This is a genomic window from Variovorax sp. Root434, from assembly GCF_001426595.1.
Lineage (GTDB): Bacteria > Pseudomonadota > Gammaproteobacteria > Burkholderiales > Burkholderiaceae_C > Variovorax.
Genome location: NZ_LMEK01000012.1, coordinates 275141 through 288217, shown reverse-complemented (window position 1 = coordinate 288217; position 13077 = coordinate 275141). Strand labels below are relative to the sequence as shown.

Genomic DNA, 13077 nt, shown 5'->3' with positions numbered 1-13077 from the left:
TGTCAGGGGCGGTGCGCCCTGCGGCAGTTTCAATCGAGCCCGTGGAACACGCTGTCGTCCGGCCCGATGTGCGAGGGCGGCGTCCAGGCGGCGTCGCGCATCGAGCGGCTCACGAGCTTTTCCACGCCCAGCAGCGTGGCGAAGATCGCCATGCGCACCGGGATGCCGTTGTCGGTCTGGCGGAAGATGGCTAGGCGCGGGTCGTTGTTCAGGTCGACGCTGAGGTCGTGCGAACCCGGGCGGCCGTCGCGCGGCAGCGGGTGCATCACGACCACCTCGGGCTTGCAGGCCGATTCGACGAGTGCGCGGTTGATCTCGAAGGCGTTGTCGAAGCCCTCCAGCACTTCGTCGTGTGCGAAGCGCTCTTTCTGGATGCGCGTGGCGTAGATGATGTCGGCGACAGCCAGCGCCTGCGCGGGCGTGGCGGCGGTCTCGACCACGTGGCCGTTGCGGCTCACGGCGTCCACGATTTCCGCCGGCATCGCGAGCGAGGGCGGCGAGATGAGCGTGAACTTCAGCCCCTTGTACAGAGCGAGCAGCTTGATGAGCGAGTGCACGGTTCGCCCGTATTTCAGGTCGCCGACCATGGCGATGTGCGCACCGTCCACCAGCTTGCCCAGGCGCGAGAACTCGCGCTGGATGGTGTACAGGTCTAGCAGTGCCTGGCTCGGATGCTCACCCGGTCCGTCGCCGCCGTTGATGACGGGCACGTTGGTGGCGCGTGCGAACTCCGCCACCGAGCCCTGCTCCGGATGCCGCACCACGATGGCGTCCACGTATCCGCTGATCACGCGGCTGGTGTCGTAGATCGATTCGCCCTTGGCCATCGACGAGAAGGTGAAGCCGGTGGTGTCGCACACCGAGCCGCCCAGCCGACAGAACGCCGCACCGAAGCTCACACGCGTGCGCGTGCTGGCCTCGAAGAAAAGGTTGGCGAGCACGGCGCCTTCGAGCACGCGGCTGACCTTGCGTCGCCGGGCGATGGGCTGCATGACATCGGCCAGCTGGAACAGCTCGTCGATGGCGTCGCGGTTGAACTGGCTGACCGAGAGCAGGTGGTGCGCGCCCTCGACCGCCATCGACTTGCGAAAGGCGCCTTCATATGCGCTTTGCGTATATTCACTGCGTCGACCGTCCGAAGCCAGGATTTCGCTCACGAAGCGGCGAGCGACCTCGGGCATGGCCCTGAATTCGTTGGATTCATCGGGAAGCAGCCAGGCGTCGAGCGCTCTTCTTCGGCTGCCGATGCGCTCGGCGAAAGCGTCGCGCGTCATGTTGAGTTGACGCATCGCGTCGCGGAGGAGCACCTGTTGCGGCATGTTCATGGACCGCAAATATATACTCAATGCGTATATTTTCAAAACCCAACGAAAAACCGCCTGCCGTTTCAGCTACCTCCGGGTCTTCCTCGCGGGCTTCTTCGCCACCTGGCGCTGCGAGCGCTGCCGCAGCGTCGAGCCCGAGCCGCGCGGCGGGTTCGCCGGCGCCACGTCGTGCTGGCTCGCCCTCGAAGTGAAATCGCATGTCTTCACCGCCAGCTCGACGATGCGCGCCAGCGTGGGACTGGCGTTGTCGCGCCGGTAGACCGCGCTGTAGACCAGCGGCGGCGGCATCGGATCGCTCCTGACGACGCGCAGCAGCCCGCTCCTGATGTCCGGGCGCACATAGTCGAGCGCCTGCTGGCTGATGCCGAAGCCGCTGATCGTCAATTCGCGCGGACAGTCGTGCTGTTCGTCAGCAGCACCTTGCCGAAGCGAAAGCCATGCTCTGCGCGCCAGGCCTCGTAGAACCTGTTCTTCGAGGCACCGGCGGGCTGCTCGATCACCGGATAGTCGGCAAATTCGTGCGGCTTCAGCGCCCGCTGCGGAATGCTCAGTCTCGGGCTCGCGATCCAGGCCTGGTCGACCTGCCCCACCTTGATCGACTCGAAGGCCTGTCCCCAGAAGGTGCCGGGCATGATGGACAGGTCGAGCTTGTTGGCTTCCAGCCGCTCGAAGAGCGTCAGCCCCGCATCCACCACCGGCTCGAGCGTCACCTCGGGATGCAGCTTCTGCAGCAGCTGGATCAGCCGCGTGAGCCAGGTCATCGCGATCAGCTCCGTCACACCCACGCGGAAGGTGCCGCGCAGCGTCTTGTCGAGGCTGATGTCGTGCTCGATGCGCTGCCAGAGCCGCAAGGCCTCTTCCGCCAGCGGCAGCAGCTCGCGGCCGGAGTGGGCCAGCTCCAGGCCATGCGAGGTGCGATGCAGCAAGGGGCCGCCGAGCGAATCCTCGAGCTCCGCCAGGCGCTTCGAGATGGCCGACTGCGTGGTGTGCAGCTTCACCGCCGCGGCACTGAAGCTCTGGAGCTTGGCGCTGAAGAGAAAGGCCTCCAGCTGCTTGAAGGTGAAGTTCATGCCAACGGAATGTACGCCTACGGTCCGCCAGGAAAAAAAGGAATACCGCGGCGGTCCGATTTCTCGTTTGTCCTGCGATGCATGCACTTTGATACTGCATGCATGCTTCACATCGCACCACGACTGAACCGGATCAAGCCGTCCCCGAGCTCCATGGCCGGCCAGCGGGCGCGCGAGCTGCGCGCCGCGGGCCGGGACATCCTCGGCCTGACCGCCGGCGAGCCCGATTTCGAGACGCCCGAGCACATCAAGGAGGCCGCCATCCGCGCCATGGCCGCCGGCCAGACCCGCTACACCGACGTGGGCGGCACGCCGGCGCTGAAGGAAGCCATCGCGGGCAAGCTCCTGCGCGAGAACAGGCTGACCTACGCGCCGGGCGAGATCATCGTGGGCACCGGCGCCAAACAGGTGATCTTCAACGCGCTCATGTGCACGGTCGCGGCGGGCGACGAGGTCATCGTGCCGGCGCCCTACTGGGTGTCCTACCCCGACATCGCCCTGCTGGCCGGCGGTGTCCCGGTCTTCGTCGACTGCCCGGCGGCAGCGGGCTTCAAGCTCCAGCCCGCCGACCTCGAGCGCGCCATCACCGGCAGGACGCGCTGGCTGATGCTCAACTCGCCGAACAACCCGAGCGGGGCAACCTACACGCGCGCCGAGCTCCAGGCGCTGGCGGAGGTGCTGCGGCGCCATCCGCACGTCTGGATACTGACCGACGACATCTACGAGCACCTGATCTACGGCGGCGTCGAGTTCGCCACCATGGCCGAGGCGGCGCCCGACCTCAAGGACCGCACGCTGACGGTGAACGGCGTGTCCAAGGCCTACGCGATGACGGGCTGGCGCATCGGCTACGGCGCGGGCCCCTCGGCGCTCATCAAGGCGATGGTCAAGCTGCAGTCGCAAAGCACGTCCGGCCCGAACTCGATCGCCCAGGCGGCGGCCGTCGCGGCGCTCACGGGGCCGCAGGACACCATCGCCAGCAACCGGCGCGAATACGAAACGCGGCGCGACATGGTGGTCGCCGCGCTCAATGCCATCGACGGCATCCGCTGCGAGGTGCCCGACGGTGCGTTCTACGTCTTCGCCTCATGCAGCGCGCTCTTCGGGCTTCGCACTCGCAAGGGCACGGTAATCGACAGCAGCGACGACTGGGTGATGCACCTGCTCGACTCGCAGGACCTTGCCGCGCTGCAGGGCAGCGCTTACGGCGTGCCGACCCATTTCCGCATCTCCTTCGCAGCCAGCACCGAGCAGCTGCGGGAAGGCTGCCGACGCATCGCGCGGGCACGCGACGAACTCTCGGGTCAAGCCATCAACCAGGAACCGCAATGAAACTCCGCTCCCTTCTGAAGCTGCTGCTGGCCCTTGCCATCGGCACCGCCTGGTTCGGCACCACCCACGCATGGGCCGCCGATGCCTTTCCGTCGAAGCCGATCAAGATCCTCGTGGGCTTCTCGCCCGGCGGCTCCAACGACATGGTGGCGCGCCTGATCGGGCCGAAGCTGGCCGAAGGACTCGGGCAGCAGGTGCTGATCGACAACCGGCCGGGCGCCGGCGGCAACATCGCCGCGTCGGCCATGCTCGCCGCGCCCGCCGACGGACACACGCTGCTGATGTGCACCACGGGCACGCTGTCGATCCAGCCGCATGTGCTCAAGAGCATGCCCTTCGACTCCGAGAAGGACATCGTGCCGGTCACGCAGGTGGTCAACGCGCCCTACATGCTGCTGGTCAATTCGAATCTGCCGGTGAAGAGCGTGAAGGAACTCATCGCCTACGCCAGGCAGAAGCCCGGCGAGATCAACTTCGCCTCCTCGGGCACGGCAACGGGCGGGCACCTTGCGGGCGAAATGCTGAAGAGCCGCGCGGGCATCGACATCGTCCACGTGGCCTACAAGGGCACCGGCCAGGCGATGACGGACCTCATCGCGGGCCAGGTCTCGATGATCTTCGACCAGCCCGTGAGCTCGATGCAGTACGCCCGCTCGGGCAAGCTGCGCGCACTGGCGGTCGCCAGCCCGCGCCGGCTGCCGGCCTTTCCGGACATCCCGACCGTGGCGGAAGCCGGCGTTCCCGACTTCGACCCCGTGACCTGGGCCGGCATCTGCGCGCCGAAGAACACGCCGACGGCCGTGGTCGAGCGCATCCAGCGCGAAGTCGCCAAGGTGCTGGCGATGCCCGAGATCGCCAAGCGGCTCACCGCCGACGGTCTGGAGCCCGTTGGGAGCACGCCGGAGCAATTCCGCACCTTCCTGGCTGCGGACAAGCGCAAGTGGGGCCTCGTGGTGAAGGACGCCGACGTCAAGGCCGAATGAACGGGAACCCGAGCATGAACCAGCTTCCAGACATCGTCCGCGACTTCGAGCGCGTCTCCTCCGAGCAGATTCGCCAGGCTTCGGCCTTCCAGCCGGCCATCCTCGCCGATGTGGCGGGCCGCCGCGGTGCCCTGCACGGCCGCATCCAGGCCTTGCGCCATCGGATGATACTGGCGGGCAGCGCGCTCACGGTGGAAGTGCGGCCCGGCGACAACCTGATGATCCATGCCGCCATCGCGCTCGCGAAGCCCGGCGACGTGCTGGTGATCGACGGCAAGGGCGACCAGAGCGCAGCCCTCATGGGCACGATCATGATGAACGCCTGCCGCCAGGTCGGCATCGCGGGCGTGGTGATCGACGGCGCGGTGCGCGACAGCGTGGAAATCGATGAGATGGGCTTCCCGGTGTTCTCGGTCGGCACCAATCCCAATGGGCCGACCAAGCTGGCCTGGGGGCGCATCGGGCATCCGGTGTCGGTGGGCGGCGTGGCAGTACGCCCCGGCGATCTCGTCATCGGCGATGCGGATGGCGTGGTCGTCATCGAGCGGGAGAAGGTGGAGACGCTTCTTCAGGCGGCGGCGAAGAAGGTCGAGGACGAGACGGCGCGCATCGAAGCCATCAGGAATGGCAACACAGCGGCCAAGTGGCTGGACGCCGCGCTGCGCAACGCGGGCGTTCTCAAGGAAAACGAGACCCTCTAGGGCCGTGCGTCATCGGCTGATGACGCGGACACGAAGCGAACACGAAGAAAAGGCCCGAAGGCCTGTTCTTCATGCCTGCCGGTTCGGCTTACAGGCCGGCCTGGCGCGTGAACGACACGCTGGGCTTCTTGTAGGCTTGCGGCACTTCGTCGCGGTAGAACGCGCGGCGATCGAGGCTGGCCAGCGGGTCGTGAGCCTTGGCAACGGCTTCGGCTTGCACGGTCGCGCGGTTGGCGGTCGACGTGAAGGTCTGTGCGCCAGCGCTAGAGGCATCGGCGTACTCGTTGCCAGCGCGTGCGGCGGCAGCGGCTTGCGGTGCGACTTCGGCGCGGCTGACAGAAGAGTTCACGACGTGCACGCCGTCGTAGGTTTCTGCATGGGCTCCGGCAGCGGCCAGGAGCGAGAGAGCAGCAGCAGCGAGGATCTTCGAGGCATTCATTTCAATCTCCTTCAGGTGGTTGGTTGGTGAGGAGAAGTTTGATCCTGAAAAGCCTCGGAAAACGCCGGCAAAAGGAACCACGGCGTTCACGGGATTGAAACAATCGAGCCCTTGAAAAACAGCCGGTCTTCAGTGGCTGATCATCCACGGTCGCCGTGACGGCGCGGACTTGGCCCCGCTCGGCGCCGTCACCGTCGCGCCTCGTTTGCCCGAGCCGCAGCAGCCGCACCCCGCCGGATGCTTGAAGCGCGCATAGTCGCGCGAGCTGCCCGGCTCGTGCCGCGCGCGCTCGTTGGTTTCCATGGCGCGGCGCGTGCCCGAGGCCATCAGCGCGAGCCGCGGCGCGGCCGACAGCACGCGCGGCGAAGCGCATCTGCAATCGGGGCACGCAGCCGGCTCGTCGCGCAGGCCTGAGGGCCGCAACGCCTCGAAGCCGCCGCACTGCCCGCAGGCATAGTCGTAGGTCGGCATGGCTGGCTTCAGCGCAGGTCGTGCGACAGCGGCATGTCGATGCTGCCGTCAATGAACTTCGCCGGGCCCGATACGTTCGGGTTGATGTCGAAGTCGAAGATGCCCGTGGGCAGCCACAGCGTGGCGCACGAGTTGGGCACATCGACCACCCCGCTGATGTGGCCCTGTACCGGCGCCGTGCCCAGAATCGAATAGGCCTGCGCGCCCGAGTAGCCGAACTTCTTCAGGTACTCGATGGCGTTCAGGCAGGCCTGGCGGTAGGCCACGTTGACGTCGAGGTAGTGCTGCTTGCCGCTCTCGTCGACCGAGATGCCTTCGAAGATCAGGTAGTCGTTGTACTGCGGCGTGATTGGGCTGGGCTTGAAGATCGGGTTCTTGATGCCGTACTTGGCCATGCCGCCCTTGATGAGCGTGACCTTCATGTGCACCCAGCCGGCCATCTCGATGGCACCGCAGAAGGTGATCTCGCCGTCGCCCTGGCTGAAGTGCAGGTCGCCCACGCTCAGGCCCGCGCCGTCGACGTACACGGGGAAGAACACCTTCGAACCGCGCGACAAATCCTTGATGTCGCAGTTGCCGCCGTGCTCGCGTGGCGGCACGGTGCGCGCGCCTTCGGCGGCGGCCTTGGCGCGGGCTTCACCGGTCATCTTGCCCATGTGGGCAGTGCCTGCAAACGGCGGGTTCGCGAGGCCGGGCACGCGCTCCGGATCGGTGGCGATGAGGGCCTTCTCGCGCTCGTTCCACATGTCGAGCATGGGCTTGTCGGGCAGGCAGCCGATCAGGCCGGGGTGGATCAGCCCCGCGAAGTTCACGCCCGGAACGTGGCGCGAACTGGTGAACATGCCCTTGAAGTCCCAGATCGATTTCTGCGCTTCGGGAAAGTGGTCGGTCAGGAAACCGCCGCCGTTCTTCTTCGAGAAGAAACCGTTGAAGCCCCAGAGGCTGTCCTGCTTGGCGCCGATGTCGAGCAGATCGACCACCAGCAGGTCGCCGGGCTCCGCGCCCTTCACGCCCACGGGGCCCGAGAGGTAGTGCACGGTGCTCAGGTCGATGTCGCGCACATCGTCGGCGCTGTCGTTGTTCTTGATGAAGCCGCCGGTCCAGTCGAAAGTCTCGAGGATGAAGTCGTCGCCCGGGTTGACCCAGCAGGCCATCGGAATGTCCGGATGCCAGCGGTTGTGGATGTTCTCGTTCTCGACGGGCGACTTGGTCAGGTCGACCTTGATCAGCGTGTCAGTCATGTGCAGTGGCTCCTGGTTGGGTTGGTGTGGTCAGGTCAAACGGAGAGATAGGCCTTGATGTGGTCGACATCGGTCTTGTCGCGCGCGGTCTCGTGCACTAGCCGGCCGCCTTCGATGACGAAGAGCCTGTCGGCCACATCCATCGCGAAACTGAGCACCTGCTCGGACACGACGATGGTGATGCCGCGCAGCTTGCGGATCTCGTTGAGCGCCTTGGCGATGTCCTTGATGATCGAAGGCTGGATACCTTCCGTGGGCTCGTCGAGCAGCAGCACCTTGGGGTCGGTGACGAGGGCGCGCGCAATCGCCAGCTGCTGCTGCTGGCCGCCGGAGAGGTTGCCGCCTTTGCGGCTCTTCATGTCCCACAGCACGGGGAACAGCGCGTAGATTTCCTCGGGGATGCGGCGGGTCTTCGAGTTCTCCAGGCCGGTCTGGATGTTCTCCTCCACCGTGAGCGTCGGAAAGATCATCCGGCCCTGCGGTACGTAGGCGATGCCCTTGGCGACGCGGCGAAAGCTCTCGTCGCGCGACACGTCCTTGCCTGCTACCTCGATGCGCCCGCTCTTCAAGGGCAAGATTCCCATCAGGCCCTTGAACAGAGTGGTCTTGCCCATGCCGTTGCGGCCCATGATGGCGATGGTTTCGTTGGCATGGCCCTCGAACGAGATGCCGTGCAGGGCCTCGCTCTGGCCATAGGCTACGTGCAGGTCTTCGACCTTCAGCATGATGTTGCTCATGTTTTTTATTTCCGGGTTTTGACGTTCTTGGCGAGTGCGCAGGCCACCGGGTACTCCCCTCCGCGAATGTCCCCCGGCCTTCGGCCTCCTCCTTTATTTCGCTGCGGGGAGCACCCGGCGCCCTGCGCACGATGGACGCAGCGCTTGTGCTGGCCGATCAACGAGTGCTCTGAACGATCACGTCGATGGTGGGCTTCTTTTCTCGAAATAAAGGAGGAGGCCGAAGGCCGGGGGACATTCGAGAAAAGAAGCACGCCGTCGGCGTGATCGCGCCCTGAACAGCGCCCACCGAAAAGACTCGAAAAGCAAACAGCCATCTAGTGCCCCAGATAAACGTCGATGACCTTCGGATCGGCCTGCACCTTCTCCATCGGCCCTTCGGCAAGGATTTTTCCCTGGTGCATCACCGTGACCTTGTGCGCGATCTGCTTCACGAAGGCCATGTCGTGCTCGATGACGATCACCGCGCGGTTCTGGCAGATGCGCTTGAGGAGGTCGGCCGTGAGTTCGCGTTCGCGCGCGCTCATGCCGGCGATGGGCTCGTCGAGCATCAACAGCTCGGGCTCCTGCATCAGCAGCATGCCGATCTCGAGCCACTGCTTCTGGCCGTGGCTCAGCAGGCCGGCCTCGGTGTCGAGCTTGTCGGCAAGGCCGATGTCTTCGGCAATGGCCTGCACCTTGTTCTTGACCTCGTCGTCGCACCTGAAGGCCAGCGCGCCGAACACCGAGCGGCCCTTCGGGAATGAGACCTCCAGGTTCTGGAACACCGAGAGGTTCTCGTAGATCGACGGCGTCTGGAACTTGCGCCCGATACCCAGCCGCACACGCTTGTGTTCGGCCATCTTCGTGAGCTCGGTGTTGTTGAACTTGATGCTGCCGGCGCTTGCACGCGTCTTGCCGCAGATCAGGTCGAGCAGCGTGGTCTTGCCGGCTCCGTTGGGGCCGATGATCACGCGCAGCTCGTTGCGGTCGATGTACAGCGTGAGGTCGTCGATGGCCTTGAAGCCATCGAAGGACACGGTGAGGTCTTCCACGGCGAGCGCGAAGTCGGTGTTGCTCATGAGGGTGTGGCTCCGGGTTCAGGCGCGCTGGCTGCCGACGCCATCGGGCAGCGTGGGCTCGGATGGTGTTGCTGCGGGCACCACGGGTGCGGCGGCCGCCGGTCGCTTGACTGCCGCATCGCGCAGGGCTTGGCGGCGCGATTTCCACCACGGCCGGATCTTTTCTTCCCACAACCCCGCGAGCCCCATCGGGAACGCCATGGTCACGCCGATGAAGAGGCCCGCCATCAGAAACAGCCACAGGTCCGGAAAGCTCTCCGAGAACAGCGTCTTGCCCGCATTCACCAGCAGCGCGCCATACACCGCGCCCACCAGGCTCATGCGCCCGCCCACCGCACAGAAGATCACCATCTCGATCGAAGGCACGATGCCCACGAAACTCGGCGACATGAAACCCACCTGCAGCGCGAACATCGCACCACCGATGCCCGAAAGCCCGGCTGCCAGGCAGAAGATGAAGACCTTGAAGTTCGACACGTCGTAGCCCGAGAAGCGCACACGGTCTTCCTTGTCGCGCATGGCGAGCAGCAGCGTGCCGAGCTTGCTGGTCTGTATCCAGCGACACAGCACGATGCTCGCCACCAGCAGGCCGACGCAGACGTAATACAGCACGTACTTGGCGCCGTCGGTGCGCGTGTCCCAGCCCAGCATCGTCTTCAGGTCGGTCATGCCGTTCACGCCGCCCGTGTAGCCCTGCTGGCCGATGATGAGCACGGTGCAGATCAGTGCCACCGCCTGCGTGATGATCGCGAAGTACACGCCGCCCACGCGCCGCTTGAACATCGCGAAGCTCACGAGCCAGGCCAGCGCCATCGGTGCCAGCACCACCAGCGCCAGGCTCAGCGGCAGGCTCTTGAAGGGCAGCCACAGCGTGGGCAGTTCGGTGATCTGGTTCCAGTCCATGAAGTCCGGAATGCCGGGCGTGGTCTGGATCTTGGTGGAGACGGGGTCGGAGGCTTCGAGCTTGAGGAACATCGCCATCGCGTAGCCGCCGATGCCGAAGAACACGCCCTGCCCCAGGCTCAGCACGCCGCCGTAGCCCCACACCATCACGAGGCCCACGGCCACGAAAGCGTAGGTGAGGTATTTGCCCACGAGGTTGAGGCGGAAGATGTCGAGCGACAGCGGCAGCACCACCGCCAGCAGCAGCACCAGCAGCAACAGGCTGCCGAGCTGGTAGCGCTGGATCGAGGCCTTGATGAAATTCATCGGAACGTTCTCCAAAACAGGAATCGGGTTCAGCGGCGGACCTTGACTGCGAAGAGGCCCTGCGGCCGCATCATCAAAATCAGCACGATCAGCGACAGCGTCAGCACCTTGGCCATCGAGCCGGTCATGAAGAACTCGGAAATCGACTGCGTCTGCGCAATGCCGAAGGCCGAGACCACCGTGCCCAGCAGGCTGGCCGCACCGCCGAAGGTGACGACCAGGAAGGCGTCGACGATGTAGAGCGAGCCCGAGGTCGGACCGGTGGAGCCGATGGTGGTGAAGGCCGCGCCGGCCATGCCCGCGATGCCGCAGCCGATGGCGAAGGTGAGCCGGTCTGTCTTCTTCGTGTCGATGCCGGTGGCGTTGGCCATGGTGCGGTTGGCGACGGTGGCGCGCACCCTGAGGCCCCAGCGGCTCTTGTGCAGCGCGATCAGCACGCCGCCAGTGACCAGTGCGGTGAGCGCCAGCACGAACAGGCCGTTGATGGGAATGTCGAGGCCTTCATGCGGCGTCCACGAGCCCATGAGCCATTCGGGCAGCGTCGGGCTCACTTCCTTCGGGCCAATGAAGGTGCGGAAAATCTGTTGCAGGCCCAGGCTCACGCCCCAGGTGGCGAGCAGCGTGTCGAGCGGTCGCTTGTAGAGGTGGCGGATGAGCACCCACTCCACGAGCCAGCCGACGATGAAGGCGAAGCCGAAAGCGAGCCCGATGGCGATCGGGAAGTAGTACGGCATGAACTCGGGCGCCAGGCTCTCAGTGACGCGCGCGGCCAGGTAGATCGAGTAGGCGCCGATGGTCATGAACTCGCCATGCGCCATGTTGATCACGCCCATCTGGCCGAAGATGATCGCCAGGCCCAGCCCCATCAGCAGCAGCACCGCGAAGAGGCTCAGCCCCGCGAAGCCCTGCATGAGGCCGATGTTCATCATGTCCGACAGAGTCATGGCGCGGATTCCGGATTTGGATGTTGGTATTGGCTCCTTCCCCCTCTGGGGGAAGGTTGGGATGGGGGCAGGCGGCGCTTGCGAGCGCAAGGCTTCATCCAAGGCCGCGTGCCCCCACCCCTGCCCTCCCCCAGAGGGGGAGGGAGAAAGGCATCAGGGTTTACTGATAACCCTTGGGAAACGGATCCGGCTTGATCAACTCCGCCGACTCCGCCACCACCTTGAACGTCCCATCCAGCTGCCCCTGCCCGATGCGCGCCTTGCTCCACAGGTGGTGGTTCGCATCCAGCTTCACGTAGCCTTCCGGCGCCGTCTTCAGCTCGATGCCCGGCGAGCCGGCCACGACCTTGTCCACATCGAAGCTGCCCGCCTTCTCCACCGCCGCCTTCCACAGCCACGGCCCCAGATACCCCGCCTGCGTCACGTCGCCGATCACCGCGTCCTTGCCGTACTTCGCCTTGAAGGCTTCCACGAACTTCTTGTTGTTCGCGTTGTCCAGCGACTGGAAGTACTTCATCGACGAGTAGAAGCCCGCGAAGTTCTCGCCGCCCACGCCAGTCATTTCGTCTTCGGTCACGGCCAGCGTCAGCAGGAACTGCTTGTCGCCCGTGATGCCCGCGGCCTTCAACTGCTTGTAGAAAGCCACGTTCGAGCCGCCCACCACGGCCGCGAAGATGCAGTCGGGCTTGGCCACCTTGATCTTGTTGATCAGCGAGTTGAAGTTGGTGTGGCCCAGCGGGTAGTACTCCTCGCCCTTGACCGAGCCCTTCTGGAAATTCTCGATGTGCTTGCGCGCGATCTTCATCGAGGTGCGCGGCCAGATGTAGTCGGAGCCCACCAGGAAGAAGGTCTTGGCCTTCTTCTCCTTCGCGCCCCAGTCCAGGCCCCAGATGATCTGCTGCGTGGCTTCCTGGCCGGTGTAGATCACGTTCTTGCTCTGCTCCAGGCCTTCGTAGAAGGTCGGGTAGTACAGCAGGCCGTTCTCTTTCTCGAACACCGGCAGCACGGCCTTGCGCGAGGCGCTGGTCCAGCAGCCGAACACGGCGGCGCAGTGGTCGTTGACGAGCAGCTTCTTCGACTTCTCTGCAAAGGTCGGCCAGTCGGAGGCGCCGTCTTCCTTGATGACCTTGATCTTGCGGCCGAGGATGCCGCCCATCGCGTTGATCTGGTCGATGGCGAGCTGCTCGGCCTGGATGGAGCCGGTCTCCGAAATGGCCATGGTGCCGGAGGACGAGTGCAGCTGGCCCACCGTCACCTCGGTGTCGGTCACGGCGAGCTTGGTGGTGTTCACCTTGGCCGTGGGGAACTGTCCCTGGCCGAAGCTCAGGCCGCTCAGGCCCAACACGGGCAGCGCTGCGGCGCCCTGCAGCAAACGGCGGCGGCGCAATGCCAGGGCATCGAGAGAAAGATCGGAATCACGCGACATCAGGAAACTCCAGGCAGGTTGTTGGAAAGTAGGGCCGCGCACCATCGCAGTGCATCGGACGGTGCCCCGAGCACCATGGCTGGTACTTTAGAAATCACCTGCGTACTCGCGAATACGTCATTCAACGTAGCGGTGCGC

General features: G+C 65.2%; 14 protein-coding genes. 3 read left to right on the top strand and 11 right to left on the bottom strand.

Annotation, left to right across the window (positions count from 1 at the left end; genetic code table 11):
* Positions 1–29: 29 nt before the first annotated feature.
* From ASD05_RS11895 to ASD05_RS11890, 3 genes are all read right to left on the bottom strand, one after another.
* Complete coding sequence (locus tag ASD05_RS11895; protein WP_056592185.1) at positions 30–1325, bottom strand: aspartate carbamoyltransferase; 1296 nt, start codon at positions 1323–1325, stop codon at positions 30–32.
* Positions 1326–1391: 66 nt separating this feature from the next.
* Positions 1392–1709 (bottom strand): hypothetical protein, encoded by a 318-nt coding sequence (locus tag ASD05_RS30700; protein WP_235507948.1) that lies wholly within the window; start codon positions 1707–1709, stop codon positions 1392–1394.
* Positions 1706–2395 (bottom strand): LysR family transcriptional regulator, encoded by a 690-nt coding sequence (locus tag ASD05_RS11890; protein WP_235507947.1) that lies wholly within the window; start codon positions 2393–2395, stop codon positions 1706–1708. Before ASD05_RS11890 ends, ASD05_RS30700 begins: the two co-directional genes overlap by 4 nt.
* Before the next feature lie 102 nt (positions 2396–2497).
* Between ASD05_RS11890 and ASD05_RS11885 the strand changes: the two genes are divergently transcribed.
* The 3 genes from ASD05_RS11885 to ASD05_RS11875 are packed head-to-tail and all read left to right on the top strand — an operon-like array spanning position 2498 to position 5411.
* Positions 2498–3727, top strand: coding sequence for a pyridoxal phosphate-dependent aminotransferase (locus ASD05_RS11885; RefSeq protein WP_056592182.1), 1230 nt, complete (start codon positions 2498–2500; stop codon positions 3725–3727).
* Positions 3724–4710, top strand: coding sequence for a Bug family tripartite tricarboxylate transporter substrate binding protein (locus tag ASD05_RS11880; protein ID WP_056592179.1), 987 nt, complete (start codon positions 3724–3726; stop codon positions 4708–4710). Before ASD05_RS11885 ends, ASD05_RS11880 begins: the two co-directional genes overlap by 4 nt.
* Positions 4711–4724: 14 nt before the next feature.
* A complete protein-coding gene (locus tag ASD05_RS11875; protein WP_414930044.1) occupies positions 4725–5411 on the top strand; it encodes an RraA family protein in 687 nt (228 codons plus the stop codon).
* Positions 5412–5499: 88 nt separating this feature from the next.
* Here ASD05_RS11875 and ASD05_RS11870 read toward each other — a convergent pair whose 3' ends face one another.
* The 8 genes from ASD05_RS11870 to urtA form a co-directional block, all read right to left on the bottom strand.
* A complete protein-coding gene (locus tag ASD05_RS11870; protein ID WP_056592174.1) occupies positions 5500–5850 on the bottom strand; it encodes a hypothetical protein in 351 nt (116 codons plus the stop codon).
* Positions 5851–5979: 129 nt separating this feature from the next.
* Positions 5980–6321 (bottom strand): zinc ribbon domain-containing protein, encoded by a 342-nt coding sequence (locus tag ASD05_RS11865; RefSeq protein WP_056592171.1) that lies wholly within the window; start codon positions 6319–6321, stop codon positions 5980–5982.
* An 8-nt stretch (positions 6322–6329) separates the two neighbouring features.
* Positions 6330–7562: a formamidase gene (gene fmdA, locus ASD05_RS11860; RefSeq protein ID WP_056592169.1), complete on the bottom strand. Its 1233-nt coding sequence runs from the start codon at positions 7560–7562 to the stop codon at positions 6330–6332.
* Positions 7563–7597: 35 nt separating this feature from the next.
* Complete coding sequence (urtE, locus tag ASD05_RS11855) at positions 7598–8287, bottom strand: urea ABC transporter ATP-binding subunit UrtE (protein ID WP_056594302.1); 690 nt, start codon at positions 8285–8287, stop codon at positions 7598–7600.
* A gap of 329 nt (positions 8288–8616) precedes the next feature.
* Positions 8617–9360 (bottom strand): urea ABC transporter ATP-binding protein UrtD, encoded by a 744-nt coding sequence (urtD, locus tag ASD05_RS11850; protein WP_056592166.1) that lies wholly within the window; start codon positions 9358–9360, stop codon positions 8617–8619.
* Positions 9361–9378: 18 nt separating this feature from the next.
* Complete coding sequence (gene urtC / locus ASD05_RS11845; RefSeq protein ID WP_056592163.1) at positions 9379–10569, bottom strand: urea ABC transporter permease subunit UrtC; 1191 nt, start codon at positions 10567–10569, stop codon at positions 9379–9381.
* 29 nt (positions 10570–10598) lie between these two features.
* Positions 10599–11513 carry an urea ABC transporter permease subunit UrtB gene (gene urtB / locus ASD05_RS11840; RefSeq protein ID WP_056592160.1) on the bottom strand — a complete coding sequence of 305 codons (915 nt, stop codon included), beginning with the start codon at positions 11511–11513 and terminating at the stop codon, positions 10599–10601.
* A gap of 160 nt (positions 11514–11673) precedes the next feature.
* Entirely contained in the window at positions 11674–12939 is a 1266-nt protein-coding gene (urtA, locus tag ASD05_RS11835; RefSeq protein WP_056592157.1) for an urea ABC transporter substrate-binding protein, read from the bottom strand.
* Positions 12940–13077: the final 138 nt, after the last annotated feature.

Bases quoted from the DNA above. Each gene is read 5' to 3' on its own strand.
- ASD05_RS11880 (WP_056592179.1), top strand. From the start codon at position 3,724: ATGAAACTCCGCTCCCTTCTGAAGCTGCTGCTGGCCCTTGCCATCGGC.
- urtD (WP_056592166.1), bottom strand. From the start codon at position 9,360: ATGAGCAACACCGACTTCGCGCTCGCCGTGGAAGACCTCACCGTGTCC.
- fmdA (WP_056592169.1), bottom strand. From the start codon at position 7,562: ATGACTGACACGCTGATCAAGGTCGACCTGACCAAGTCGCCCGTCGAG.
- ASD05_RS11885 (WP_056592182.1), top strand. From the start codon at position 2,498: ATGCTTCACATCGCACCACGACTGAACCGGATCAAGCCGTCCCCGAGC.
- ASD05_RS11865 (WP_056592171.1), bottom strand. From the start codon at position 6,321: ATGCCGACCTACGACTATGCCTGCGGGCAGTGCGGCGGCTTCGAGGCG.
- ASD05_RS11875 (WP_414930044.1), top strand. From the start codon at position 4,725: ATGAACCAGCTTCCAGACATCGTCCGCGACTTCGAGCGCGTCTCCTCC.
- ASD05_RS11890 (WP_235507947.1), bottom strand. From the start codon at position 2,395: ATGAACTTCACCTTCAAGCAGCTGGAGGCCTTTCTCTTCAGCGCCAAG.
- urtA (WP_056592157.1), bottom strand. From the start codon at position 12,939: ATGTCGCGTGATTCCGATCTTTCTCTCGATGCCCTGGCATTGCGCCGC.
- ASD05_RS11870 (WP_056592174.1), bottom strand. From the start codon at position 5,850: ATGAATGCCTCGAAGATCCTCGCTGCTGCTGCTCTCTCGCTCCTGGCC.
- urtC (WP_056592163.1), bottom strand. From the start codon at position 10,569: ATGAATTTCATCAAGGCCTCGATCCAGCGCTACCAGCTCGGCAGCCTG.
- ASD05_RS11895 (WP_056592185.1), bottom strand. From the start codon at position 1,325: ATGAACATGCCGCAACAGGTGCTCCTCCGCGACGCGATGCGTCAACTC.
- urtE (WP_056594302.1), bottom strand. From the start codon at position 8,287: ATGCTGAAGGTCGAAGACCTGCACGTAGCCTATGGCCAGAGCGAGGCC.
- urtB (WP_056592160.1), bottom strand. From the start codon at position 11,513: ATGACTCTGTCGGACATGATGAACATCGGCCTCATGCAGGGCTTCGCG.